Origin of the sequence: Bradyrhizobium sp. STM 3557 (assembly GCF_045571465.1) — a bacterium.
Lineage (GTDB): Bacteria > Pseudomonadota > Alphaproteobacteria > Rhizobiales > Xanthobacteraceae > Bradyrhizobium.
Genome location: NZ_CP120697.1, coordinates 5,781,254 through 5,804,164, shown reverse-complemented (window position 1 = coordinate 5,804,164; position 22,911 = coordinate 5,781,254). Strand labels below are relative to the sequence as shown.

The 22,911-nt window shown below is 64.8% G+C and carries 26 protein-coding genes; 12 read left to right on the top strand and 14 right to left on the bottom strand.

Annotated features, from left to right (window positions below; all coding sequences use genetic code 11):
- Nucleotide 1: 1 nt before the first annotated feature.
- On the bottom strand, nucleotides 2–409 hold the full coding sequence (locus P6U24_RS26845; protein WP_407155465.1) for a hypothetical protein: 408 nt from the start codon (nucleotides 407–409) through the stop codon (nucleotides 2–4).
- A gap of 145 nt (nucleotides 410–554) precedes the next feature.
- Here P6U24_RS26845 and P6U24_RS26840 point away from each other — a divergent pair, with 145 nt between their 5' ends.
- Nucleotides 555–1,373, top strand: coding sequence for a helix-turn-helix domain-containing protein (locus tag P6U24_RS26840; RefSeq protein ID WP_407155464.1), 819 nt, complete (start codon nucleotides 555–557; stop codon nucleotides 1,371–1,373).
- Between the two features lie 63 nt (nucleotides 1,374–1,436).
- A complete protein-coding gene (locus P6U24_RS26835) occupies nucleotides 1,437–2,102 on the top strand; it encodes a DsbA family oxidoreductase (protein ID WP_407155463.1) in 666 nt (221 codons plus the stop codon).
- A 6-nt stretch (nucleotides 2,103–2,108) separates the two neighbouring features.
- Here P6U24_RS26835 and P6U24_RS26830 read toward each other — a convergent pair whose 3' ends face one another.
- From P6U24_RS26830 to P6U24_RS26820, 3 genes are all read right to left on the bottom strand, one after another.
- Nucleotides 2,109–3,311, bottom strand: coding sequence for a GNAT family N-acetyltransferase (locus P6U24_RS26830; RefSeq protein WP_407155462.1), 1,203 nt, complete (start codon nucleotides 3,309–3,311; stop codon nucleotides 2,109–2,111).
- 124 nt (nucleotides 3,312–3,435) lie between these two features.
- A complete protein-coding gene (locus tag P6U24_RS26825; RefSeq protein WP_407155461.1) occupies nucleotides 3,436–4,485 on the bottom strand; it encodes an HD-GYP domain-containing protein in 1,050 nt (349 codons plus the stop codon).
- Between the two features lie 236 nt (nucleotides 4,486–4,721).
- Nucleotides 4,722–5,156, bottom strand: a complete 435-nt coding sequence (locus tag P6U24_RS26820; RefSeq protein WP_407155460.1) for a hypothetical protein — start codon at nucleotides 5,154–5,156, stop codon at nucleotides 4,722–4,724.
- A 198-nt stretch (nucleotides 5,157–5,354) separates the two neighbouring features.
- Here P6U24_RS26820 and P6U24_RS26815 point away from each other — a divergent pair, with 198 nt between their 5' ends.
- The 3 genes from P6U24_RS26815 to P6U24_RS26805 all read left to right on the top strand — a co-directional run bounded on the left by P6U24_RS26815 (nucleotide 5,355) and on the right by P6U24_RS26805 (nucleotide 9,668).
- Nucleotides 5,355–6,920 (top strand): caspase family protein, encoded by a 1,566-nt coding sequence (locus tag P6U24_RS26815; protein WP_407160595.1) that lies wholly within the window; start codon nucleotides 5,355–5,357, stop codon nucleotides 6,918–6,920.
- A 153-nt stretch (nucleotides 6,921–7,073) separates the two neighbouring features.
- The gene (locus P6U24_RS26810) at nucleotides 7,074–7,316 is read left to right on the top strand and encodes a hypothetical protein (protein WP_407155459.1); all 243 of its coding nucleotides are present in this window, start codon (nucleotides 7,074–7,076) and stop codon (nucleotides 7,314–7,316) included.
- 321 nt (nucleotides 7,317–7,637) lie between these two features.
- Nucleotides 7,638–9,668 carry a pyrroloquinoline quinone-dependent dehydrogenase gene (locus tag P6U24_RS26805; protein WP_407155458.1) on the top strand — a complete coding sequence of 677 codons (2,031 nt, stop codon included), beginning with the start codon at nucleotides 7,638–7,640 and terminating at the stop codon, nucleotides 9,666–9,668.
- Here P6U24_RS26805 and P6U24_RS26800 read toward each other — a convergent pair.
- Together P6U24_RS26800 and P6U24_RS26795 are read right to left on the bottom strand one after the other, a co-directional pair.
- Nucleotides 9,665–9,922: a PilZ domain-containing protein gene (locus tag P6U24_RS26800; RefSeq protein ID WP_407155457.1), complete on the bottom strand. Its 258-nt coding sequence runs from the start codon at nucleotides 9,920–9,922 to the stop codon at nucleotides 9,665–9,667. The genes P6U24_RS26805 and P6U24_RS26800 overlap by 4 nt on opposite strands.
- 151 nt (nucleotides 9,923–10,073) lie before the next feature.
- Nucleotides 10,074–10,514: a PaaI family thioesterase gene (locus tag P6U24_RS26795; RefSeq protein ID WP_407155456.1), complete on the bottom strand. Its 441-nt coding sequence runs from the start codon at nucleotides 10,512–10,514 to the stop codon at nucleotides 10,074–10,076.
- Between the two features lie 264 nt (nucleotides 10,515–10,778).
- On the opposite strand from P6U24_RS26795, the gene P6U24_RS26790 reads away from it, so the two are divergent.
- Nucleotides 10,779–11,084 carry a hypothetical protein gene (locus P6U24_RS26790; protein WP_407155455.1) on the top strand — a complete coding sequence of 102 codons (306 nt, stop codon included), beginning with the start codon at nucleotides 10,779–10,781 and terminating at the stop codon, nucleotides 11,082–11,084.
- A gap of 77 nt (nucleotides 11,085–11,161) precedes the next feature.
- Nucleotides 11,162–11,413, top strand: coding sequence for a hypothetical protein (locus P6U24_RS26785; RefSeq protein WP_407155454.1), 252 nt, complete (start codon nucleotides 11,162–11,164; stop codon nucleotides 11,411–11,413).
- Between the two features lie 34 nt (nucleotides 11,414–11,447).
- Here P6U24_RS26785 and P6U24_RS26780 read toward each other — a convergent pair whose 3' ends face one another.
- From P6U24_RS26780 to P6U24_RS26770, 3 genes are all read right to left on the bottom strand, one after another.
- On the bottom strand, nucleotides 11,448–11,645 hold the full coding sequence (locus P6U24_RS26780) for a hypothetical protein (protein ID WP_407155453.1): 198 nt from the start codon (nucleotides 11,643–11,645) through the stop codon (nucleotides 11,448–11,450).
- Between the two features lie 138 nt (nucleotides 11,646–11,783).
- Complete coding sequence (locus tag P6U24_RS26775; protein ID WP_407155452.1) at nucleotides 11,784–12,023, bottom strand: DUF6894 family protein; 240 nt, start codon at nucleotides 12,021–12,023, stop codon at nucleotides 11,784–11,786.
- A 341-nt stretch (nucleotides 12,024–12,364) separates the two neighbouring features.
- Nucleotides 12,365–12,550, bottom strand: coding sequence for a hypothetical protein (locus tag P6U24_RS26770; RefSeq protein WP_407155451.1), 186 nt, complete (start codon nucleotides 12,548–12,550; stop codon nucleotides 12,365–12,367).
- A 505-nt stretch (nucleotides 12,551–13,055) separates the two neighbouring features.
- On the opposite strand from P6U24_RS26770, the gene P6U24_RS26765 reads away from it, so the two are divergent.
- From P6U24_RS26765 to P6U24_RS26755, 3 genes are all read left to right on the top strand, one after another.
- The gene (locus P6U24_RS26765; RefSeq protein ID WP_407155450.1) at nucleotides 13,056–13,286 is read left to right on the top strand and encodes a hypothetical protein; all 231 of its coding nucleotides are present in this window, start codon (nucleotides 13,056–13,058) and stop codon (nucleotides 13,284–13,286) included.
- Between the two features lie 152 nt (nucleotides 13,287–13,438).
- Nucleotides 13,439–13,690, top strand: coding sequence for a hypothetical protein (locus P6U24_RS26760; protein ID WP_407155449.1), 252 nt, complete (start codon nucleotides 13,439–13,441; stop codon nucleotides 13,688–13,690).
- 32 nt (nucleotides 13,691–13,722) lie between these two features.
- Nucleotides 13,723–13,896 carry a hypothetical protein gene (locus P6U24_RS26755; protein ID WP_407155448.1) on the top strand — a complete coding sequence of 58 codons (174 nt, stop codon included), beginning with the start codon at nucleotides 13,723–13,725 and terminating at the stop codon, nucleotides 13,894–13,896.
- Nucleotides 13,897–14,125: 229 nt separating this feature from the next.
- Here the strand turns inward: P6U24_RS26755 and P6U24_RS26750 are convergent, their stop codons facing one another.
- Both P6U24_RS26750 and P6U24_RS26745 read right to left on the bottom strand, forming a co-directional pair.
- Entirely contained in the window at nucleotides 14,126–14,503 is a 378-nt protein-coding gene (locus P6U24_RS26750; RefSeq protein ID WP_407155447.1) for an ADP-ribosylation/crystallin J1, read from the bottom strand.
- Nucleotides 14,504–14,559: 56 nt separating this feature from the next.
- Nucleotides 14,560–14,823: a hypothetical protein gene (locus tag P6U24_RS26745; protein WP_407155446.1), complete on the bottom strand. Its 264-nt coding sequence runs from the start codon at nucleotides 14,821–14,823 to the stop codon at nucleotides 14,560–14,562.
- 1,117 nt (nucleotides 14,824–15,940) lie between these two features.
- On the opposite strand from P6U24_RS26745, the gene recA reads away from it, so the two are divergent.
- Nucleotides 15,941–17,029, top strand: a complete 1,089-nt coding sequence (recA, locus tag P6U24_RS26740) for a recombinase RecA (protein ID WP_407155445.1) — start codon at nucleotides 15,941–15,943, stop codon at nucleotides 17,027–17,029.
- Nucleotides 17,030–17,188: 159 nt separating this feature from the next.
- Nucleotides 17,189–18,235, top strand: a complete 1,047-nt coding sequence (locus P6U24_RS26735; RefSeq protein ID WP_407155444.1) for a DUF1835 domain-containing protein — start codon at nucleotides 17,189–17,191, stop codon at nucleotides 18,233–18,235.
- A 4-nt stretch (nucleotides 18,236–18,239) separates the two neighbouring features.
- On the opposite strand, the gene gcvP is transcribed toward P6U24_RS26735, so the two are convergent.
- The 3 genes from gcvP to gcvT form a co-directional block, all read right to left on the bottom strand.
- Entirely contained in the window at nucleotides 18,240–21,113 is a 2,874-nt protein-coding gene (gcvP, locus tag P6U24_RS26730; protein WP_407155443.1) for an aminomethyl-transferring glycine dehydrogenase, read from the bottom strand.
- A gap of 186 nt (nucleotides 21,114–21,299) precedes the next feature.
- Nucleotides 21,300–21,668, bottom strand: a complete 369-nt coding sequence (gene gcvH, locus P6U24_RS26725) for a glycine cleavage system protein GcvH (RefSeq protein WP_407155442.1) — start codon at nucleotides 21,666–21,668, stop codon at nucleotides 21,300–21,302.
- Between the two features lie 23 nt (nucleotides 21,669–21,691).
- Nucleotides 21,692–22,840 carry a glycine cleavage system aminomethyltransferase GcvT gene (gene gcvT, locus P6U24_RS26720; RefSeq protein WP_407155441.1) on the bottom strand — a complete coding sequence of 383 codons (1,149 nt, stop codon included), beginning with the start codon at nucleotides 22,838–22,840 and terminating at the stop codon, nucleotides 21,692–21,694.
- Nucleotides 22,841–22,911: the final 71 nt, after the last annotated feature.

Here is a 22,911-nt window from a genome sequence, read left to right as displayed (position 1 = left end):
CTTATGCGACGACCGCACTGTCGCTGCGGCGCAGCCCGATATATTGCAGCTCGGCGAAGACGCCCGTTGCGATCGCCTGCGCCACCACGAAGGCCTCGCCGAGCAGGTTCGGCGACACCGCACCTGAGAACAGCAGCGCCAGGCTGCCGACCGTCCAGGCCGCATTGCCGGCGATCACCAGCATCACCAAGGCTTTCGGTGCGACCGTCCTGGTGGCGAGCCAGCCGACGAATGCCGTGTAGGCGATCAGGAAAAGGCCGGTCTCGCGCAGCAGCGCCTCGGGCAATTGCAGCAGCGGCGCAAGCATTCCGGCATCCGCCGTCAGCAGCACGGCTGCGATGCCGCTGAAGACGGCATCGGCGGCGAGAGCGCGGCGCAGAAATTGCGAAGAGCGGATCGTGGCGTTCATGGCGGGTCTCCTTCGGTTGCGAGCTACATTCAAGCGGATGCAGGAGCTCATCTCCTGTGCGCCCGACCTTGATCCGGCTCGTGGTGCAATTCGATTACCTTGGAGGTCATGGAGTGACTGACATCCGCGTGATAGGTTTTCGGCCATGAACGCACCTACATCCATTGCGCGGGCCGACCGCGCCAGACCGGTCCATGTCGGCGAGCACTTGCGGCAATGGCGCCAGCGGCGGCATCTGAGCCAGCTCGATCTTGCCGTCGACGCCGAGGTCTCGGCGCGGCATCTGAGTTTCGTCGAGACCGGCCGCGCCTCGCCATCGCGCGAGATGGTGCTGAGGCTAGCGGAACGATTGGAGGTGCCCTTGCGTGAACGCAACGTGCTCTTGGTCGCAGCCGGCTACGCGCCCGCTTTCCCGCAGCGCTCGCTCGACGATCCCGCGCTGGCCGCAGCACGTGAGGCGATCAATTTGGTGCTCAAGGCGCATGAGCCGAATCCGGCGCTGGCCTATGACCGTCATTGGAATCTGGTGTCGGCCAACCGCATGGTGGCCCCGATCCTCGAAGGCCTCCCGCAGCGGCTGCTGGGCCAGCCCTTCAACATTCTCAGGCTCGCCTTTCATCCCGAAGGCCTTGCGCCGCGCACGGTCAATCTCGCCGAATGGTGCGGGCATTTGCTGGAGCGGCTGCACCGGCAGTGCGAGGCCACGGCCGACCCCGAACTGCTGGGGCTCTATCAAGACCTGAAATCCTATCCGATCCCGGCGCGATCAGGGCCGCTGCCGCCGGACAATGTCGCCATTCCGTTCAAGCTGCGACATGGCGGCGAGGTGCTGAGCTTCTTCTCCACGACGATGGTGTTCGGCACGCCGGTCGATATCACCCTGTCGGAACTGGCGCTGGAGACCTTCTTTCCTGCGGACGAACTGACCGCGACACGGCTGAAGGAGATGGCAGCGCGGCTCTGAGGGCGCTTGTGCCCGGCTTCGCAGGGCTTATCTTGGGCGGAACATTCCAAGCGAGGAAACGCCATGAGCGCCCTGAAACCGCTGACCATCGACATCGTCTCCGACGTCGTCTGCCCCTGGTGCTACATCGGCAAGCACCGGATCGAGGAGGCGCTGAAGCAGGTCACGGACGTGCCGGTCGAGGTGCATTGGCGGCCGTTCTTCCTCAATCCCTGGGTGCCGCGCGAGGGCATCAGCCGCGAGGACTATCTCACCACCAAGTTCGGCTCGGTCGAGGCCTATAAGGGCATCGCAGGACGCGTGGTCGCTGCCGCCGAGCAGGAAGGCTTGAGCTATCGTCCCGAGCGCGTCGCGCGCCAACCTAATACCATCGATTGCCACCGGCTGATCCACTGGGCGGAGGCGATCGGCAAGGCCGCGGAGATGAAGCAGCGGCTGATGGAATTGTATTTCCGCGACGGCGGCGATCTCACCGACATCAACGTGCTGGTGCAGGCGGCCGCCGATTGCGGGCTCGATGCGGAGGACGTGCGCCGCCGCCTCGCCACCGACGAGGACGTCGCGCTGGTGTCCGCGCGGGCGCAGGAAGCCGCAGACAAGGGCATCTCCGGCGTGCCGACTTATGTGTTCGCGCAGAAATATGCCGTCTCCGGCGCGCAGGACCCGCAGATGCTGGCGCGCGCGATCCGGCAGGTCTCGGCCGAGATCAACGCCGAGGCGGCGGAATAACAGCGCTCAGGTCTTACGAAGTTTGCGCGCGGCATGCACGCCGCGCCTGATGAGATCGAGCGCGGAGCGGCGCGCACGCAGCGCCGTGTCGATCAGCTCCACCATGGGATCACGCCCATAAAGCGGGATCAGCACGTCGCCGATCGCAAAGCGGCCGCGCCAGATCGGGTTGATCATCGGATGGTCGGGCCCTGCGGTGGAATCGGCCGAGGTGATGGCTGGATCGGCGCAGAGATGGCGGGTGAGATCCAGCGTGAGCTGCACACCCGGCGAATATTTCGCGAAACGTTCGTCGACGCCGAGCTTGAAGAAGAAGGCGCGGCCTTGATGACGCAGCACGACGCCGGCGGCGATTGCGGTATCGCCGGCGCGCAACGTCACGATCTCGCATTGATTGGTCGCGGCGAGCGCAGCCGTGGCGCGGCGGATGAAGGCGGCGTCGCCGTCATGCTGGATTAGCGCGGTGCCGCGGCGGCCCTTCCAGCCGCTGGCTTCCAGGCTAAGGAACGTCTCCAGCGCGGCTGCGACATCAGTCGGGCTGCGTGCCACTGCGAAGTCGACTGTGCCATGCTCGGCGAGCCGGTGCCGCTGCCGACGCAATTCCTTCAGCTTCTTGGCGCCAAGGGCATTCTGCAGCACCTCATCGCCGTCGCGTGTCGCGTCGAGGCAGGCGCGTTCGTAGCAGTGCAACACGCGCAGCCGGAGCCCGTCGCGTCCGAGCGCGGTCGCGATCGCACCCATCGTCACGCCATCGAGGGCAACGTCACGCAGCACCAGCGCATGCGCGCCGGAGCTGCGTGCGGCCTGCAAAAGCCGCGTCGCGGCCGCGTCCGATTTTTCGCTGTCGAGCAGGGGCGTGCAGAGCGTTCCGTAGGGGTGACCGCTGACCAGCGCGGGCAGGGGTAGCTTGTAGGTCCGCCACAGCGATATGACCGGCATCAGGCCGATCAGCGCAGGCGAGGGCGCATCATCATAGGCATAGAGCGCTGCGACGCCGGTGCGGCCGCGCGCCGACGCATTCACGGCCAATTCCCAATCGGGCAGATAGTAGCCGTTCGGCTCCAGGGTGCGCTGTGCAAGTGCGCACCAGTCGCCGGCCGGAACAGCGGCGAGCGGCATCGCTGTTGTGCCTCGGCCAAAGGTGTGCCGCGGCGCGGCGTCGCCATCGGACGCGGCACGGACGAGCGCTCGCTCGCTGATATCGGTCACTGCTGCCATTCCCCGGGGTGCGCGCTCAGTGGGCGCCATGCGGTGCACGTTAGCGGAAAGACGGCAACAGAGGCTTGAGCCGGACGCGCAATATGAACGGCCGCGTTAACGCGGCATTCAGCATCTAGCGCGTCAATGCGACCTCGCGGAAGGCGCCGACCAGCGGCTTCTCCAGCTTTCCCACCATGCCCTGCAGAATCTCGTAGGCCCGCTCCCGCGGCATCACCGGCTTGTAGCTGCGATATTCGATCAGGGCTGCGAAGATGTCGGAGATCGTCAGGATCCGCGTTAGGTCGGGAATGCTCTCGGCGCACAGCGCGTCCGGATAGCCGCTGCCGTCGAGAAATTCATGATGATGCCGGACGGCATCGAGAATCTCGGCGTTGATCGCGGGATTGTTCTTGAGCGCGTTGAAGCCGGAGACGGGGTGGGTTTCCACCAGCGCGCGCTCGTCGGTGTCGAGCCGGCCCGGCTTGTCGAGGATGGTCAGCGGGATTCGCGCCTTGCCGATGTCATGAAACATCGCGGCCATGTAGAGCCGCTCGAGATCCTGATTGGGGACGCCGAGGCTCAGTCCGAAATCGACGGTGACGCCGGTGACCAGCAGGCAGTGCTGATAGGTGCCTTCGTGATGGCGGCGCACGGTCGCGAGCCAGTCCGACAGGCCGTACTCCGCGACTGTATCGGCGATGCGCCGGCCCGCGCGCCGCGTATATTCGATGTCGATCTCGGTCTCGCCGAGCACGGCGCCGAACATCGATGCGATGCAGGCGGCGCCGGCAAAGGCGGCTCCGCGTCCGCCGTCCTGCGTGAGGCTCGGCGCGACCGAGGAAGGCCGCCGGTCCAAGAGCTTGTTCAGGAGCTGATTGCGGCTCGGCGTGCTCGACAGCACGCTGGTCGCGCCGAGCGCGTAGGCTTGCACCGTCGAGAGGCGGGACTTGTGGTTGGTGAGGAAGATCCGCTTCGGAACACGTGCGAGCTGATCCGAGACCTCCTTCAGCGCGGTGATGTTGTCGACCGCGCGCAGATCGGCGGCGATCACGACGGCGTCGATTCCGCGGCCTGTGATCCGTGCGTCGCCGAGCATCTCCGACGTAAGCGTGCAGTGCTTCTCCAGCATGCCGCGCAGCGCCCTGAGCTTTGTTGCATCGTCGCCGACAAGATGGACGTTCATGAAGAGCGGGGTCCCGCGGACGTGTATCCTCTGATCCCTGCAATGGTGCCGGGCATTCGTTAAATTTGCGCGTTCTCGTGATTCTCCGAGATCAAACGCGAATTAGGCTCGTGCTAACGATTGTGGCGTGAGCCCTGCATTAGCGGTACCGCAATCCGGTTTGCTGCCCGAATTCAGTCAGGGGTGTCGGTTTCCTGAACTAAATCGACCGAACTGAACGAAACCGGCCCGTCACGCTACTTCGTAGCCGCGACCGGCGTGTAGTGCTCGGAGGCGCAGTTGTCCTCATGCTCGACGCGGCGTCGATCGGCAATCTCGCCCTTCGCGATGGTGACGCGGTAGGTCTGCGATCCCAGCGGCGTTCCGGTTGCCGAGGTAAGTTCAGCACGCACGCACGCGATCCAGGCATCGCTGCGGAGATCGTGATGCGGCGGCGAGACGCGCACGTCACGCGGGTATGAGCTCGGCAGGAAGATAAGGTCGAGCTCCTTGCTGACCAGCGTGCCGACGTCGGGTGCGGTCTCCGGAGGCGGCGGATCCGCTTCCCTGGCGCGCATGAAATCCGGCACAGGCGAGCGGCTGTCGGCGATGCCGCATCCTGCCAGCGCCAATCCTGCCAGCGTCAAGACCATGCCGCCAACCAAGATCATGCGACGGTCGACGCGCGCCATTCGCCCCCCTCGAGTACCGGCCGCAGACTAGCTGTGATCACGGTGGAATTGTGCGCTGCGCGATCAACTCTCGCTGATGTGAAGCGGGCTGTGGATGCCCGCGACTGCATGGAATTGTTTCTGACTGTTGCATCAGCGGTGAACCCGCATCGGCCCGGCGCCGACCAACCAGCGGAGCTCGATGCAGGGGAGATCGCCATGGTCCGTCACGTTCTTTGCGCCGCGTGGCTCGTCCTCGGACTGCTCGCGACGTCCAGCGTGGCGCGCGCCGAAAGCCGATTAGCGCTGGTGATCGGGCAATCGTCCTACCGTGCTGTGGTCGCCCTGCCGAACCCGGTCAACGACGCCAAGGCGGTTACGCAATTGCTGGCCGACTCCGGTTTCGATGTGACCAATGCTGCCGACCTGTCGCAAAAGGAGATGAACAGGCAGATCAGCGACTTCGCAGCCAAGATCGCGGCCAAAGGACCTGACACGGTGGCGCTGCTGTTCTATGCCGGTCACGGGCTGCAGGTCGATGGCGAGAACTATCTGTTGCCGGTCGATATCGACGTGCAGCGCGAGGCCGACATCCCGCTGCAGGCGGTGCGGCTCAACGATCTTCTCAACACGTTGAATTCGGTGCCGAGCCGGATGCGCATCCTGTTGCTCGACGCCTGCCGCAACAATCCGTTTCCGGCGCTGAGCGGGACGATCGGCCGCGGTCTTGCCTTGGTCGATGCCAAGAGCGGCGCGCCCGGCACCTTCCTGTCCTATTCGACCTCGCCCGGCGCAGGCGCCGAGGATGGCAACGGGACCAACAGTCCCTACACGGCCGCGCTGCTCGCTGCTGCGCGGGAGCCGGGCCTGCCGATCGAGGCAGCGTTCAAGCGGGTGCGCCTCGCCGTCAACAAGGCCACCGCGGGCCGCCAGACGCCGTGGGATTCCTCCTCGTTGACCGAGGATTTCCGTTTCATTCCCGCCAGCGACGCGATTGTGGCCAGCGCCAATACGAATGTGGCCAGCAGCAATGCAGGTGTCACCAGCATCAACGCAAGCGTGGCCAACGCGAATGCCGGCCCGACGCCGGTCGCCGTCAAGCGCAGCGTCGCGGAGTGGACGCGCACATTGCAGGGCATGCCGGTCGAACCCGCGCACGATATCATCGTCAACGACGGCAGCCTCGAGGCGTATCAGGCCTTTGTCGCACTGTACGCGGAGCCGCCTTATGGGGCCGAGGCGCGCACCTGGCTGGCACTGCACCTGCGCATGGCGGCGTGGAACGAAGCGGTGCAGATCAACACGGTCGCGTCCTACCAGGCTTTTCTGGGCGTCTATCCGGATAGCGACCTGACGCCGACCGCTCGAAAGCTGATCGACCGGCTGCGCTATCGTCCCGTGCTCGCGTCTGCGGTGGCCAGGCCTGTTGCTCTGCCGACCAATGTCGCGGTCGGCCCGACCTGTCCGTGCGCGCCGGCGCCGCTGCCGATCAAGAGAGTCGACACGCCAAAGAAGGCTGAACTGCCGAAGAAAGGTGACGACAAGCCGGCCAGGAAGCACGACGATGCTCCGCCGAAGCACGCAAGCCGCTCACCGCGCGTCCGCGATGCAGGCGATGATGTCGTCTACGATCCGCCAACGCGCGACTACGGACCCCCGATGCCGCTACCCCTACCGCCCGTCGGGATCGGCATCGGGATCGGCGGCCTTGGTGGCGGTGGCGGCTATGGTGGCGGCTATGGCCGCGGGCCGGTCGGCAACTATTCCGGGCGTCGCGGCTACTGACCGGCGAAATCGGCCATCGTCGGCTTGCGGCGCGGGTCTGTTGCCCTGTGTTGCCGCGCATCAACAACTGCCGAAGCTGCACGGCAAATAACCGATTGCCGTGCGGGCCGCGCGCGATACATTCGTCCTGCCCGAAGCAGGAGATGGAAGGCAATGCGCAGCTGGCTCGCGGTCGCGGCAATGGTCGTGCTTGTTGCTGCGCCGGCGCAGGCGCAGATGGGCGGAGCTGGTGGCCGGCATCATCAGGGCGCCGAGAAGGGCTCTGAGCCCAAAAAGCCGCAGGTGGACGAGAAGGCCTACAAGGCGGCGCTCGACCGCATTCCCGAGCCCAAGCAGAAATACGATCCCTGGGGCGTTGCGCGTCCGAGCCAGCCGGACAAGGCCAAGCCCAAATAACCCGCCCGAACAGTCCACCAATATGTTTGGCGGTGCCGCCGACTGTCATCCCGGTCGCGTGGCGATAGCGGCAGCATCGAGGCTCGTCCTCCGCCTCTCCCAGCTCCAGCGCCGCTCGTCCTGACGCCGATCGGTTCGTCCCATCGGCTCAGCCGTCCGTCCCAAGCCGATGGACGGGCCGCGGCCGCGCGCGTTTCGCTCATGGCCTGACTATCCCTTCGATCCAGGCTCCCGCGACAAGAGGCGACCATGTTGATCGTATCGGAACGACGATGTCCCTGGCCTGCGGCGGCTCGACTGGGAACGGCGTGGCTGGTTGCCATGGCCGTGATCGTCGCGTCCGCCCATGCCGCGCTGGCGCGAGGCTCGGACCAAGGCTCAGATCAAGGCTCAGACCAAGCCTGGGAGCATTGGGGCGGCGATGCCGGCGGCACCAGGTTCTCGCCGCTGAACCAGATCACGCCCGCCAATGTCGACCGCCTGGTGCACGCCTGGACCTATCGCACCGGCGATCTCGATCATCGCATCGCGGCGGTCGGAGGCCGCATCAAGTTCGAGGCGACGCCGCTGCTGGTCGAGAACAGCCTGATCTTCTGCACTCCGTTCAACGAGGTGATCGCGCTCGATCCGCGCACCGGCGCGCAGAAATGGCGCTTCGACCCGAAGCTCAGCGACAGCCAGCGTCCGGCCAACCGTTACGCCTGCCGCGGCGTCGCCCATTGGACCGACGAGTCTGCCCCGCCGGATGCAGCCTGTCGCAGCCGGATCTTCACCGGCACCAATGACGCGCGCCTGATCGCGCTCGATGCGCGCACCGGCGAGCCGTGTGAGGGGTTCGGCGCGCAAGGCCAGGTGAAGGTCGAGATTGAAAGGACGCTGCAATGGCCGGGCGAATTCCAGATCACCTCGGCGCCGGTCGTGGGCCACGGCGTCGTCGTGGTCGGCTCGTCGATCGCCGACAACAGAAGTGTCGAGGCGCCCTACGGCACGGTGCGCGGCTTCGATGCGCGCACCGGCGCGCTGCGCTGGAGCTTCGATCCGCTCGTTCACGACGGCATCACCGCCGGTCATGCCAATGTCTGGGCGCCGATGTCGGTGGACGAGGCGAGCGGACTGGTGTTCCTGCCGACCTCCTCGCCGAGCCCGGATTTCTTCGGCGGCGGGCGGCCCGGCAACAACGACCATGCCGATTCGGTGGTTGCGCTTCATATCGAGACCGGCGCGCTCGCCTGGTCGTTCCAGACGGTGCACCATGACGTCTGGGACTATGATCTGCCGGCGCAGCCGACCCTGGCGCGCATCGACACCGGCGCGGGCGAGCGCGATGTCGTGATCCAGCCGACCAAGCAGGGTTTTCTGTTCGTGCTCGATCGTGACACCGGCAAGCCAGTCTGGCCGGTCGAGGAGCGGCCCGTGCCGCAGGGCGCCGCCGAAGGTGAGCAGCTGTCGCCGACGCAGCCCTTTCCGACCCACGTGCCGCCGCTGCTGCCCCAGCGTTTCGCACGGGACGACCTGTTCAAGCTGCCGTTGATCGGCAACTCGTCATGCGAGGCGCAGCTTGCGCCCCTGCGCAATGATGGGCTCTACACGCCGCCGTCGACGCAAGGCACGCTGCTTTATCCGATGACCGGCGGCGGGGTGAACTGGGGCGGGGTGGCGTTCGATCCGGTCCACCGGATCGTCTATGCCAACGTCACCCGCGCCATTCACATCATCAGGCTGATCCCGCGGGCCGAGGCCGACACCATGGCGCCGCCACGCGGCGTGGATTTCGGGCCGCAACGCGGTGCGCCGTTCGCGATGACGCGTGCCGTGGCGATGTCGAAACTGGGCCTGCTCTGCAATGCGCCGCCCTGGGGTGAGATGGTCGCCGTCGACCTCAAAGCCGGCCGCATCCTGTGGCGATCGACGGTCGGCACGTCGGAGGATCGCGCGCCGTTCGGGCTCGCCTTCAAATGGGGCACGCCGCTCGTCAACGGCGTCGCCGTCACTGCAGGAGGTCTCGTCTTCACCGGCGCGATGGATGCTTACTTGCGCGCGTTCGACGCGGCCTCGGGCACTGAGCTGTGGCAGGGGCGGCTGCCGGTGCCGGGTGTGGCCAATCCGATGACTTACCAGTGGCACGGCGAGCAATATGTCGTGATCGCGGCCGGCGGCCACTCCGAGGCCGGCACCACGCTCGGCGACAGCGTGGTGGCGTTCCGGCTGGCGCGCGACGGTGAGGCGCCGTCGCTCTGGTCGCGCACGATCGACCGCCCCGGCGGCCGTCTGGCCGGCGAAACCCTCGTCGCGTTGTTTGTGCTGCTGCTGTTCTCGGTCGTGATATGGCGGTGGCGATTCGCTCGAACCTAGTTGTCGAAGGCGACGCCGATTCGCTTGTCGTGACTCCACACCGCGTGACAGCGGCGGGTGAACTTGTCGGCGGGAATCACGAGCGTGAAATTCTCCGGCAGACCGACCGGCGTGACCACCTCGAGGCGCGCGCCGGCGTCGGAGAGATTGCGCACCATGCAATCCACCGCGCCGCCGCCGTCGAAAGCCAGCCTGCCTTGCTTGAGCACCCGGTGCCGGGGTGCGATCCGTTTGTTGCTTGTCGTTTCACTCATCACAGGCCACCCGATGATCCCGGATGTCGTCCGCTTCGCCTCAAAAGCAATGTAACAACTATAACGGAACTGGTTTCGTTCGAATGAAGCGCGCGCCGCGATTTCGCGGCAACGGACTCACTGACCGTTAACGATGCGGGCGCGGACGGCCTCACAACATCGCAAAGGCGCTCGAGACCATGGCGATCGGCTTCCCGTCGCTGGCAGCCGACAGCGTCACCCGCCCGAAGCTCATGGTGCGCCCGAGCCGGACCACCTGCGCATCGGCCAGCACGTCGGAGGAGGCGACCGCCCGCATGAAATGGGTGGTCTGATCGACCGTCGTCATCGGCCGGTAGCCGCGGTTGGCCGCCACCATCGCAATGACCATCGCGGTGTCGGCGAAGGCCATCAACGCCTGCCCGCAGACGACGCCATTGTCGCGACACAGCCGCTCCGAAAACGGCATGCGCAGCAGTGCGGTCGGATAGGGGTCTGCGGTATCTGTGATGCTCTCGATCCGGAGCGCGAGATCCTTGATCCAAGGCGCGAAGACATCATCAAGAATGCGACGCGCGTCATCGATGGTGAAGTCCAATCCTGGGACCGTCATGATCGTAGAGACCTCCAACGTTTCTTGCCGAGCTAAGCCTGAACCCATAGGCCGAGCAAGGACGCCGCAGCGGTGTGGCTTGAAAACGCCTGATATGGCTGCCTAAGATGCCAGGCCGTCGGGCAACAAGGTGCAATGCTGCGCCGGTTGTTTCTCATCGTTTCCGTGAAGGTCCTCGGACCGATGCTTGCGGGCGGTTGCACCAAGTCTTGGCGGCTGCGTCGGCGATGCTATAAAGCGGCCGATATCGGGAGAGCTAATGCGATGAAGAAGACGAGCGTGGCGATGATGATCGCGCTGCTGGCGGGATGGGCGGTGCCGTCGATGCCGTCCCACGCGCAGATGCCGAACATCAATCTGATGGCCGACCAGCCGGGCAAGACGCCTGAGGAAAAGGAGGCCGACGAGGCGCGGGACAAGGCCTACAAGGAAACGTTGAGGAAGATCCCTGACGCGAAGACCTCGTCCGATCCCTGGGGCGGCGTCCGGACCACCACCGACGCGCCGAAGACGCCGGCCGTGAAGACGACAGCGACGAAGAAACCAAAGGCGACCGCCAACACCAACTGATTTCCGCGTTTTCGGACTCGGATTCACGGCAGCCCAGGGCCATATTGGCTGGGTTGCAACGTGTTCGGAGTCTGCACATGGGCGGCGGTTCAGCCTTTCGCCCGCGGGATCTGGCCAGCCGGATGGCGGCCCGGCGCCAACAGGGCGGCGCTCCAGACGGTTATGTGCGCGAGACCTTCACCTTGCCGCGCGAGGACGCGCGGGCAAGGGCGCGCGACTATTTCACCCGCTATCCCAAAGCGGGCTACATGAGCGCGGTTGAGAGCTGGCGGGAACTGCCGGACGGGGCGATCGAATTCACAATGCGCCGGCTGCGCAGCGCGGATTGAACTGACCCGTCTGCGATGGCGGCATAGGCCCGATCTAGCCTTCGCTGCTTTCCTGCTCGTCCTGCTCGCCCAGCAGCTTGCGTGTCTGCCGGTTGATGAAATGCAGCCGCGTGCACGCCTTGCACACGACGGTCTCATAAGTGGAGACGGATTCGCCTTCGACAGCCTCGTTCAGCCAGTGCTGCACGTTCATTCCGGTACGGGGACATTTGAAGAGGAGATTGTTACCCATGCGCCTCCAGTGTCAGCCAGGACTGCGGCGCGCGTATTGATCTCGATCAATTTTTGCACGCGCTGTCCTTCGCAATGCGGCGCTGGCGCGGCCCCGGGGGAAGGGGCCATGAACGGCACGAGGCAGGATATTGGCAGCTCAGGCGCTATCGAGCGATTCGGCCACGATCCGGATGCGGAAGACCGGCTGACGGGCTTCGTCGAGCAGCTCCATCTGCCATTCGGAGTTTTCCGCCAGTTTGCGCGAGATGCTGCCGGCCATATCGGCGCAGACGGTGGTCATCTCTTTCCAGGCGGCATCACGATCGGCGCATTCTGTCCCGTATTCGGACGCGCCTGAAAAACGACCGTTGCGGATACGAAAAAAATAGAGCGGCATTGCAAAACCGTGAGCCCTGACCGCCCCAGGCCGCTGGGTTTTTACTAAACTGGGGCCGGATGGAAGCGCAGAGGCGGCCCTCAGATCAATTCCGGGAAACTACGGTCGAAATTCAATTGAAAGTTGTATTTGGTTCCCGTCGCCGCGCGCCCGCGATCGGGCCAGCCGCTCTTCTTGCGCACGGATTTAATGGCGGCCGATCGATGCCGATTGCAGATTGCAGGCTCCTGCGGCGCGACGTTTTCGTGACGGGAGACGGCCGCCGTACCCGAGGCTGATCGGGCTCGGATGGGAGCGGCGGCATCGGAATTGTCACGATCCCAGCGGATCTTCGGCTCGTGCTATTCGAACAGCCTTTCGGGCGCGACCGTGAGGCGGTAGGCGACCTCGGTCGAACCGTCGATGACTTCGAGCAGCGCGTTGCATAGCGGGCAACGCACGTCACGCGCGCGTCCGCTCCGCGACAACAGCTCGATCCTGCGAAAGCCGGCCTTGCAGGCTGGGCAGATCACGTCGTCTTTCTTCATGGACTGACTATGCACTGCGGGGATTACCGTTCCACGACGCCGCGGTGCCAGGGCACTTTTTCTGCTGCGGGACGGCAGGGTGGAGGCGCGGGCCTGCGGCACCGGCCAAACGTCAAAAGCCCCGGGCGCAGATCCGGGGCTTTCTTTCGGCGCGGATGGATTTCAGGGCCCAGCGCCTACGATGACGGTCGTTAACCAGGAGGCCGCGCCGGGGCACGGCCGACCTGATGTCCTGCTCGCGCTGGCACATTTTGGATCGTCCGACGTTTTCAGGTCGTCCGATCCATGGCTTGTCCGATTAGCCTATTCGACGTCCACAGTCGCTCGATGGTCTCGCTTCAGCGGACGACTGCTCGCCCACAACCCTAACCTTATACCTCAACCAAAAGTTTATTACAATGGATGTAGATAGAAGGGGGCGGGGCGGGATTGCCGGGACCAAGGCGATCCTCCATCCCGGCGGCCGCAATGATGGTTCTTCGCCGAGCCGTGCCGAGGCGGCCTGATGTACAAGGTCATCGACACCATCCTCAACATCGGCTGCCTGCTGGCGGCACTGTTCTATCTGCTGACGATCGTGTGGGCGCAGGCGAACTGCTCGCTGATCCCGGTTTTCGGCCGGCAATGTCGCGGGCCCGAGCTCGACGCGTGGATGATTCCGTTCTTCCTGGCGCCGATCGGAATTCCCGCGCTGATCGGGGTCGCCATGATGCTTTGGGGACTTCGTGAGCGCTAGAGCCTTCCCCGTTCCGACTGAATCGGAACGGGGCTCTAGGTTTTTGTTTTGACGCGTTTTCTTGACGCGAACCGGTGTCCACTTCGCTTGAAAACGCTCTAGCGCGCGGCCGTTGTCAGAGCCGTCGTCCTCGTGTCATTGGGATGCGGCGGATGGAAGCGGGGACGGCGGTGAATCAGACGGTTCGTAACGAACGCAAGAAGCTGCTGGCGACCTGGTACAATAACTTTTCCATCGCGGTGCTGGTCGCCGGCTTCCTGACGCCGTTCTGGACCATTATCTACGGAACGTCGCAGCCGCAATCCGGCGACCTGACGCGGATCATCGGATTTGGCATTTGCCTCGTGCTAGGCGCGGTCCTACGTTATCTGGCACATCGCACCTTGGGCGGACTGGAAGAGTAGAGCGTTTCGAACGAATGACAGGAGCCTCGATCATGACCAATTGGCAGATGTTCGCGCTCGCCTCACCTGTCATCGTGGTGCTCGTGATGTGGCTGCAGGGCCTTGCAGAAGGCTATTTCGATCGTGCCCCGTCATCGGATCGTCATCAGGTCGGCGGCGGTTCCGGTTTCCTGCGCGGCGCGCGCGCCAAGGCGGACAAGAACTAGCGCCTTCCTGCCGACGCAATATGCGATCGTGTGCGACTGCGAGCGTGCCGGTGCATCACTATCCGCTAACCATGATCAGCCTTGAAATCTGTTCAGCTCGGCTGGCAGGTACAACGTGCGATGGTGAAGCGGTTCATTCCACGCATCGCGTGCCGAACAAAAGCAGAAGCCTGCCCGGAACTTCGTTCTTGCCAGGAGAACAACGGATTGTGATGGAACTTTTTCGCGATCAGGAAAAGCTCCTCGCGACCTCGATGGGACCGACAATCGCTGCATTGAAGTCGTCCAGCGCGTCCGCCGGGATCCAATATTCGAGATGCGCGTGGCCGCTGGCTTCCTGCACCTGGGAGCGGGCAAGGAATCTCTGCTTCACCTGAAAGCGCGTCACATAACCGGCGCCGCTGGCGGGGACATTCCAATCCCGTGCGATCGTCACGGCGTAATCCTCGCTCAGCACCGGATAGAAGATCGGCTGATCAGGCAGTCGCGGCGGAAACGCCCTCATGCCACTCTCGCGAATCAGCGCGAGCTCGGTTGGGCCGACGGGCCGCCACAGAGAGATGGTCGCTTCCTGCTGCACGCGTCCTGATAGCGGAATGGAGAGCATTGAAGCACTCGGCTGAGCAGCAGCGATGCGCTGCTGCACAGCCGTGAATGACCTGCCTATGGCTTTACGCAGATCGCCGCGCAGGCGTCCTCCATCGGTGCCTGCGAGGTGCAGGTCGCGGCGTCAGGTCCGACATAGCTTGCGATGATCTCGCCCCCAGTCGCGGCGCTCTGTGGCGGCCGGTGATTGTTGCAGACCGCCGCCATGATGAGTTCACCCTCGGCGCATTTGAGCTTGCAGACCTGGCCGCCGGGCCCGTTGGACTGGGTGATGAAACGGATCGGCGCGGTGGCCGTGGACAGCGCGGCAGCATCGGACACGCTGGCGTCCTTGCCGGCGGGGCCGGGCGGGCCAGGCGGACCGGCAGGGCCAGGGGGGCCAGGGGGACCGGCGGGACCTTGTGCTCCCGGCGCGCCTTGCGCGCCCGCGAGGCCTTGCTTGCCTTCGGGGCCGGGGGGACCCTGCTTTCCTTCCGGTCCTGCGGGGCCCTGCTTTCCTTCCGGTCCTATCGGACCTGCAATGCCGGCAGGCCCTGCCGGGCCTTGCTCGCCCTTCGTGCCCGGCGGGCCGGCAGGCCCCTCAAAACACCCGCCCAACGACAACGCCAGACCGCAGGCCACGGCCGACACCAAGACGCGCGTCCTCATGCTTCCTCCCACCCCGTTTGCGTGTGTTGAATTTTCTCGCGATACAATCTGAAGGAACCCGGACGGGAGTCAATCCAAGTCTGATGTGCTGGCGATGGCCGAATGTGGCCGCGCATAAGGCCGGCACATTCTTCTTTTCCGCAGGATCTCTTTCCCGCAGGATCGGCGGGCTTGTCGGAGGCGTGTTACGATGCCCGGTCGCCTGGGACCGTCGAGTGGGCTGGCTCTCGCTCGTCATTGTCATCGTGTCGCTCGGCGTGATCCCGCTCGCCGTCCGCATGGCGCGCACGCGTGCACATAGGCGCTTCGCCCAAAGAAAGAGGCCGCCAACTGAGGCGGCCTCTCGCAATCTCTAAAGGTCAACCGCCTTCAGCGGCAAGGTTTGCCAGACATCATGGCCGCCCTGCTGTGGCAGCCGTCATGCATTCTTTGCTGAGTTTTCTGAGCGCCCGGTTTCTTTGCAGGGCCCTGTGTCTGTGCGTGCGTCGACACCGAAGAGGCTAAAATGATCAGAGCCAAGGTGACTTTGAAAAGTGATTTCATGATCTACCCCAAAATTGTTCAAGCTGAAGATCAGTCGTCAACGGGAACCAATCTAGCGTCAAAATCGAATGAGGACACTCCTCAGATCAACTTAGGACATCGGGGCTCATAAGAACTGTACCTCCGATTGCGTAAAGAACATATTGCGAACGTGGAACAGATCGGGTACATTGCTCCCCAAGATTGATCGGCCCCGTTCTCGTTAACCGTTTGTCCGTCACGCGAATCCCCGCCATAAGGAGCGCCTATGTCCGCCACCGCCCTGCGCATCGTCGAAGGTTCTTCCATGGATAAGAGTAAGGCGCTGTCCGCAGCCCTGTCCCAGATCGAGCGCCAGTTCGGCAAGGGCTCGGTGATGAAGCTCGGCAAGAACGACCGCTCGATGGACATCGAGACGGTGTCGACCGGATCGCTTGGGCTCGACATCGCGCTCGGCGTCGGCGGCCTGCCGAAAGGCCGCATCGTCGAGATCTACGGGCCGGAATCCTCAGGCAAGACCACGCTGGCGCTGCATACCGTGGCGGAAGCGCAAAAGAAGGGCGGCATCTGCGCCTTCATCGACGCCGAGCACGCGCTCGATCCCGTCTATGCCCGCAAGCTTGGCGTCAACATCGACGAACTCCTGATCTCGCAGCCTGACACCGGCGAGCAGGCGCTGGAGATCTGCGACACGCTGGTGCGCTCGGGCGCGGTCGATGTGCTGGTGGTGGACTCGGTCGCTGCGCTGGTGCCGAAGGCCGAGCTCGAAGGCGAGATGGGCGAGTCGCTGCCCGGCCTGCAGGCGCGGTTGATGAGCCAAGCTCTGCGCAAGCTGACCGCTTCGATCAACAAGTCGAACACGATGGTGATCTTCATCAACCAGATCCGCATGAAGATCGGTGTGATGTACGGCTCGCCCGAGACGACGACGGGCGGCAACGCGCTGAAGTTCTACGCCTCGGTCCGTCTCGACATCCGCCGCATCGGTGCGATCAAGGAGCGCGACGAGGTGATCGGCAACACCACCCGCGTCAAAGTGGTGAAGAACAAGCTGGCGCCGCCGTTCAAGCAGGTCGAGTTCGACATCATGTATGGTGAGGGCGTCTCCAAGATGGGCGAGATCCTCGATCTCGGCGTCAAGGCTGGGATCGTCGAGAAGTCCGGTGCCTGGTTCTCCTATGACAGCCAGCGGCTTGGGCAGGGGCGCGAGAACTCAAAGGCCTTCCTGCGTGCCAATCCCGACATGACCGCCAAGATCGAGACCGCGATCCGCCAGAACTCCGGCCTGATCGCCGAGCAAATCCTGGCCGGCGCCGCCGAGCGCGATGCCGACGGCGAAGAGCCGGCCGAAGAATAAGCCTTACGACGATAGCGGGCGCGCCTGGACGTTGACTTGCGGGCGTCCAGAGTGCCTGTTTGCGCGTGCCTATGCAGGGCCGAAATCCTCGGTGCCTTTCGGGCAGACTCCGCCGCGAATTTCGATGGGCGAGAGTGCCAGTCTTCCGGAGGGGAAAGCATGACGCGGTTGATCTTGACGGCTGACGATTCCGCCGCTGGCGCGCTTCGGCGAAGTGGTCTTGCCGACCTTGTGGTCCCAATTCTCCATCGATTCGCTTGGGGACCACTACCGTCGCATGCAGAGCTGTCGGCCTATCTCGCGCCCAGGACAATGCAACGGAAGGGATGGCATTGGCTGGATCACGTCTCTCATCGCAATATCGCCGCGATCGGGGGACGGAGGCAAAGTTTCCTCGAGATCGTCGAGCGCTGCGAGCGTGTCGAGCTGTGGATTGACAACCGTCCGAACGATCAGCTGGTTCTGATCTGGCTGCTGGACGCCTTGCGCGATTTTCCGGAATTGGCGACGAAGATCGTGTTGCGGTACGTCGACACGCCGTTGTTTGACGCGCTGCCGAAACAACTCGCCACCTGGACGTTTGTCGGCGTTCAGCTCACGCGTGAACATCTCGATGTTGCCGGTCTGGCGTGGCGGGCATTCCGGGCGCCGACCCCGCAAGCTTGGTTCGATCTGTTGAAGCAGGATCTCAGCGCGCTGCCGCAGCTTCCCCGCTGCGTACAGGAGATGCTCGAGGAGCTGCCCGGCGCGATGACGGGGCTTGGCGCGTCGGAGCTGCGGATGCTCGAATTGCTGTCGGCGGGCTACCGACAGCCATTCGATCTGTTTCCCCACGCTCGCGAGCGCTTTCAAAGGCGTGTGTACGACTATTGGGAGGCAGGCGCCTTGCTGGATGGTCTGGCCCTGGCGCCGGTGCCAGCCATCGCCGGCCTTGCCGAAGGGCCGTTCACGCTCGAACTGCACGACAACCCCGAGCGGTTCGATCGCTACCAGGCAAGTACGCTGTCGCTGACGCCGCTCGGCAAGGCCATCCTCGCCGGCAAGGAGGATTTCAGCCGGCACAATCCAATACACCGCTGGTGGGGCGGCACCGAATTGACCAACGCCAATCTCTGGCGTTGGGGCACGGTGCTGATCGCGCCTGATTCTGAAGCGCCTGATGTGATCGAGTGCCGCGAGCCGTGGCGCTCGATCGAACATGCGTGATGAGCTACTCCGCCGCCTGCGCGTAGTCCGCCATCGGCGGGCAGGAGCAGACCAGGTTGCGGTCTCCGTAGACATTGTCGACGCGACCCACGGGGCACCAATATTTGTCTGATCGCGAGGAGCCCGCCGGGAAGCAGCCTTCGCTGCGGCGATAGGCGCGAGACCAATCGTCGTCGGCGATGTCGTGCACGGTGTGCGGGGCATGGCGCAGCGGCGAGGCCTCGATCTTGAAGCGGCCTTGCTCGACCTCGGCGATCTCCTTGCGGATCGCGATCATGGCATCGCAGAAGCGGTCCAGCTCCGCCTTCGATTCCGACTCGGTCGGTTCGATCATCAGGGTGCCGGGCACCGGGAAGCTCATGGTCGGCGCATGGAAGCCGTAGTCGATCAGCCGCTTGGCGATGTCGTCGACCGTGACGCCACTCGTCTGCTTCAGCGGGCGCGGATCGACGATGCATTCATGGGCGACACGGCCGCGGACGTTGCGATAGAGCACAGGGTAGTGCGCTTCCAGTCGCGCTGCGATGTAGTTCGCATTGAGGATCGCGATCTCGGTCGCCTGCTTGAGGCCGTCGCCACCCATCAGCAGCATGTAGATGTAGGAGATGGTCAGGATCGAGGCGGAGCCGAAGGGAGCCGCCGAGACCGGGCCGATGGCATGCGCCACGCCGTCATCCGTCAACGGATGGCCGGGCAGATAGGGCGCAAGATGCGCCTTCACCCCGATCGGGCCCATGCCGGGGCCACCGCCGCCATGCGGAATGCAGAAGGTCTTGTGCAGGTTGAAGTGGCTGACATCAGCGCCGTAGTCGCCGGGCCTGGCGAGACCAACCTGCGCATTCAGATTGGCGCCGTCGAGATAGACCTGGCCGCCATGCGCATGCACGATCTCGCAGATCTCGCCGATATGCTCCTCGAACACGCCATGCGTCGAGGGATAGGTGATCATGATTGCGGCGAGCCGGTCGGCGTGCTTCTCGGCCTTGGCCTTGAGGTCGGCGACATCGACATCGCCGCGCGAATCGCAGGCGACCACCACGACCTCCATGCCGACCATCTGGGCCGACGCCGGATTGGTGCCGTGAGCGGAGGAGGGGATCAGGCACACCTTGCGATGGCCCTGCCCGCGCGCCGCATGATAGGCCTCGATCGCCAGCAGCCCGGCATATTCTCCCTGCGCGCCCGAATTCGGCTGCAGCGACACCGCGTCATAACCGGAGATCCTGCACAGCCAGTCCTCGAGCTTGCGGAACATCGCATGATAGCCGGCGGCCTGGTCGCGCGGCACGAACGGGTGCAGCGAGGAAAATTCCGGCCAGGTCAGGGGGATCATCTCGGTGGTCCCGTTCAGCTTCATGGTGCAGGATCCCAGCGGGATCATGGCGCGATCGAGCGCGAGATCACGGTCGGCGAGCTTGCGCAAATAGCGCAACATCTCGGTCTCCGAGCGATGCGCGTGGAATACCGGATGGGTCAGGAAGCGGCTCTGCCGCTTCAGCTCAGATGGCAGCGCCTCGCGCGCTTCCGTCTCCACCGCCGCGTAAGCGAGCTTGCCACCGAAGGCGCGCCACACCGCCTCGACGGTCTCGGGCGTCGTGGTCTCGTCCAGCGCGATCCGCAAGCACTGGTCACCGCGGCCGAGATTGATCTTCTCCGCGAGCGCCCGCGCGATGATGTCCTCGCGTCTGGCGCCGGCGTCGACCGACACGGTGTCGAAAAAGGTCTCGCTGGCCGGTGCGAAGCCGAGCTTGCGCAGACCCGCGGCCAGCACGGCGGCGCGACGATGCACGTTGCGCGCGATCGTCGTGAGCCCTTCGGGACCGTGATAGACCGCATACATGGCGGCAATGACAGCAAGCAGCACCTGCGCGGTGCAGATGTTGGACGTCGCCTTCTCGCGACGGATATGCTGCTCGCGGGTCTGCAGCGCCAGGCGATACGCGGGCGCGCCACGTGAATCGACCGAGAGGCCGACGATGCGTCCGGGCAGCGATCGCTTCAGCGCATCGCGCACGGCCATGTAGGCCGCGTGCGGGCCGCCATAGCCCATCGGCACGCCAAAACGCTGCGCCGAGCCGATCGCGATGTCGGCGCCGAGCTCGCCCGGCGAGGCGATCAGGGTCAGCGCCAGCAGATCGGCGGCGAGGATCGCGAGCGCGCCTTTGTCGTGCAGCTTGGCAATCGCGGCGCGCGGATCGCTCAAGCGCCCGGTCGTGTCGGGGTATTGCAGGAGGCCGCCGAACACATCGGCGGCATCGAGATCGGTTGCGGGATCGCCGACGATCAGGCTCCAGCCGAGCGGCTTGGCGCGGGTACGCAGCACGGCGAGCGTCTGCGGATGCACGTTCCTGTCGACCAAGAACGCCTTGGTCTTGGCCTTGGCCGAGCGCTCCGCGAGCGCCATCGCTTCCGCGGCCGCCGTGCCTTCATCGAGCAGCGAGGCGTTGGCGACGTCGAGCCCGGTCAAATCGCAGATCATGGTCTGGAAGTTGAACAGCGCCTCGAGCCGGCCCTGACTGATCTCGGGCTGATAGGGCGTATACGCCGTGTACCAGGCCGGGTTCTCCAGGACGTTGCGCTGGATGACAGCCGGCATGATGGTGCCGGAATAGCCCTGGCCGATCAGCGAGGTGAACACCCGATTCTGCGCGGCGAGCTCACGCATGTGGCCGAGCGCCTCGGTCTCGCTCAAGGCAGGCCCAAGATCGAGCGGGGCCGCCTGGCGGATGGCTGCCGGCATCGTCTGGCTGACCAGCTCCGACAGGCTTTTCGCGCCCACCGTCTCCAGCATCGCGGCGACATCGCGCGGGGCAGGGCCGATATGGCGGCGGACGAAGCTGGTGGCGGCGTCATCGATCGGTTTGAACGGCGCGTTCATTGGGGGCCTCGCTGGATCATTCAAATTCGGTGTCATCGTCCGCCAACGGGTCTCGCCTTCGGCGAGCCCGATGACAGGCTAAGGCGGACGATCCGGTACGCGGCGGCATCTCGGTTCAAGCGCTGGCGCCTGCGGCTACTGGATGCCCCGCCTGCGCGGGGCATGACGGCGTTCATTCTCATCGCATCACGCGGTGTGCGCCTTGTAGGCGGCCTCATCCATCAGCCCGCCGAGCTCGCTCTTGTCCGTGATCTTCATCTTGAAGAACCAGGCCTTGCCGGCCGCGTCGGTGTTGACCAGTGCCGGCTCGTCGACGATGGCCTGATTGACCTCGATGACTTCGCCGGAGATCGGCGCATAGACGTCGGAGGCTGCCTTCACCGACTCGACCACGGCGGCGGCTTCCGCTTTGGCCAGGGTGCGGCCGACCTTGGGCAACTCCACAAACACGACATCGCCGAGCTGCGCCTGTGCGTAATCCGTGATCCCGATGGTGGCGACATCGCCATCGATGCTGAGCCATTCATGGTCTGATGTGTAGAGCGTGGTGGTCATGGACATCCTCAGCGTTTGCAAATTCAGCGTTTGTAAGTGTTGGGAACGAACGGCATGGCGGCGACGCGCAGCGGCAGCCGCTGGCCGCGCACATCGGCGAAAACCTGTGTGCCGACGACCGCCAGCGCGGTCGGCAAATAGCCCATCGCGACCGGCGCGTTCAGGGTCGGCCCGAAGCCGCCCGAGGTGACCTTGCCAATCGCCTCGGTGGAGCTCGCATCGGCAAACAGTGTCGCCCCCTCGCGTACCGGGGCGCGGCCCTCGGCCCGCAAGCCCACCCGGCGGCGCGCGGCGCCGGTATCGAACTGGGCGAGAATCCTGTCGGCACCAGGAAAGCCGCCAGCGCGGGCGCCGCCAGCGCGGCGGGTCTTCTGCACCGACCATTCCAGTGCAGCCTCGACCGGCGTGGTCGCCTCATCGATGTCGTGGCCGTAAAGGCAAAGCCCGGCTTCGAGCCGCAGGCTGTCGCGGGCGCCAAGGCCGATCGGCAGCACATCGCTGTCGGCGAGCAGCAGCTTTGACAGCTGCTCGGCATGCGCGGCCGGAACCGAGATCTCGAAGCCGTCCTCGCCGGTATAGCCGGAACGCGAGACGTAGCAGTCGAACCCGGCGACCTGGCGAGGGCCGGAGTCCATGAACCGCATCGCCTCGATGCCTGCCGAGAGCTTCGCCAGCACAGACGCCGCCTTCGACCCCTGCAGTGCCAGGAGCGCGCGGTCGGTCAGCGGCCTGATCTCGCAGACCTCGGACAGCCCGGCGCGGAGCAGGGCCTCGTCGGCCTCCTTGCAGGCCGCATTGACCACCAGCACCAGATGGTCGTCGAAATTCGAGACCATCAGGTCGTCGAGGATGCCGCCGGCCTCGTTGGTGAACTGCGCATAGCGCTGCCGGCCCGGCGCGATCCCGACGATATCCTGCGGTACCAGATGTTCGAGCGCGATCGCCGCAGCCTCGATGTGGCCGGATTTCGGAACCAATGCCACCTGGCCCATGTGGGAGACATCGAACAGACCCGCCGCGGACCGGGTATGCAGATGTTCCTTCAGCACGCCAGGCGCATATTGCACCGGCATCTCGTAGCCGGCGAACGGCACCATCTTGCCGCCCAGGCTGACATGGAGCTGGTGGAGCGGGGTTCGCTTCAGCGTGGAAGGGGCGGCGGTTGCAGGCATCGCGGGGTCCTCGCCGGTTCCCGGGACCATTCCCGGGACACCATCGAAGCCCCATCTGTCGCTGTGCCTGA

Bases quoted from the DNA above. Each gene is read 5' to 3' on its own strand.
- P6U24_RS26765 (WP_407155450.1), top strand. From the start codon at position 13,056: ATGTACAAGGTCATCGACACCATCCTCAACATCGGCTGCCTGCTGGCG.
- P6U24_RS26805 (WP_407155458.1), top strand. From the start codon at position 7,638: ATGGCCGTGATCGTCGCGTCCGCCCATGCCGCGCTGGCGCGAGGCTCG.
- P6U24_RS26835 (WP_407155463.1), top strand. From the start codon at position 1,437: ATGAGCGCCCTGAAACCGCTGACCATCGACATCGTCTCCGACGTCGTC.
- P6U24_RS26840 (WP_407155464.1), top strand. From the start codon at position 555: ATGAACGCACCTACATCCATTGCGCGGGCCGACCGCGCCAGACCGGTC.
- P6U24_RS26755 (WP_407155448.1), top strand. From the start codon at position 13,723: ATGACCAATTGGCAGATGTTCGCGCTCGCCTCACCTGTCATCGTGGTG.
- P6U24_RS26760 (WP_407155449.1), top strand. From the start codon at position 13,439: ATGGAAGCGGGGACGGCGGTGAATCAGACGGTTCGTAACGAACGCAAG.
- P6U24_RS26815 (WP_407160595.1), top strand. From the start codon at position 5,355: ATGGTCCGTCACGTTCTTTGCGCCGCGTGGCTCGTCCTCGGACTGCTC.
- P6U24_RS26845 (WP_407155465.1), bottom strand. From the start codon at position 409: ATGAACGCCACGATCCGCTCTTCGCAATTTCTGCGCCGCGCTCTCGCC.
- P6U24_RS26735 (WP_407155444.1), top strand. From the start codon at position 17,189: ATGACGCGGTTGATCTTGACGGCTGACGATTCCGCCGCTGGCGCGCTT.
- recA (WP_407155445.1), top strand. From the start codon at position 15,941: ATGTCCGCCACCGCCCTGCGCATCGTCGAAGGTTCTTCCATGGATAAG.
- P6U24_RS26780 (WP_407155453.1), bottom strand. From the start codon at position 11,645: ATGGGTAACAATCTCCTCTTCAAATGTCCCCGTACCGGAATGAACGTG.
- P6U24_RS26775 (WP_407155452.1), bottom strand. From the start codon at position 12,023: ATGCCGCTCTATTTTTTTCGTATCCGCAACGGTCGTTTTTCAGGCGCG.
- P6U24_RS26770 (WP_407155451.1), bottom strand. From the start codon at position 12,550: ATGAAGAAAGACGACGTGATCTGCCCAGCCTGCAAGGCCGGCTTTCGC.
- gcvP (WP_407155443.1), bottom strand. From the start codon at position 21,113: ATGAACGCGCCGTTCAAACCGATCGATGACGCCGCCACCAGCTTCGTC.
- P6U24_RS26825 (WP_407155461.1), bottom strand. From the start codon at position 4,485: ATGAACGTCCATCTTGTCGGCGACGATGCAACAAAGCTCAGGGCGCTG.
- gcvT (WP_407155441.1), bottom strand. From the start codon at position 22,840: ATGCCTGCAACCGCCGCCCCTTCCACGCTGAAGCGAACCCCGCTCCAC.
- gcvH (WP_407155442.1), bottom strand. From the start codon at position 21,668: ATGACCACCACGCTCTACACATCAGACCATGAATGGCTCAGCATCGAT.
- P6U24_RS26790 (WP_407155455.1), top strand. From the start codon at position 10,779: ATGAAGAAGACGAGCGTGGCGATGATGATCGCGCTGCTGGCGGGATGG.
- P6U24_RS26785 (WP_407155454.1), top strand. From the start codon at position 11,162: ATGGGCGGCGGTTCAGCCTTTCGCCCGCGGGATCTGGCCAGCCGGATG.
- P6U24_RS26750 (WP_407155447.1), bottom strand. From the start codon at position 14,503: ATGCTCTCCATTCCGCTATCAGGACGCGTGCAGCAGGAAGCGACCATC.
- P6U24_RS26795 (WP_407155456.1), bottom strand. From the start codon at position 10,514: ATGACGGTCCCAGGATTGGACTTCACCATCGATGACGCGCGTCGCATT.
- P6U24_RS26800 (WP_407155457.1), bottom strand. From the start codon at position 9,922: ATGAGTGAAACGACAAGCAACAAACGGATCGCACCCCGGCACCGGGTG.
- P6U24_RS26820 (WP_407155460.1), bottom strand. From the start codon at position 5,156: ATGGCGCGCGTCGACCGTCGCATGATCTTGGTTGGCGGCATGGTCTTG.
- P6U24_RS26810 (WP_407155459.1), top strand. From the start codon at position 7,074: ATGCGCAGCTGGCTCGCGGTCGCGGCAATGGTCGTGCTTGTTGCTGCG.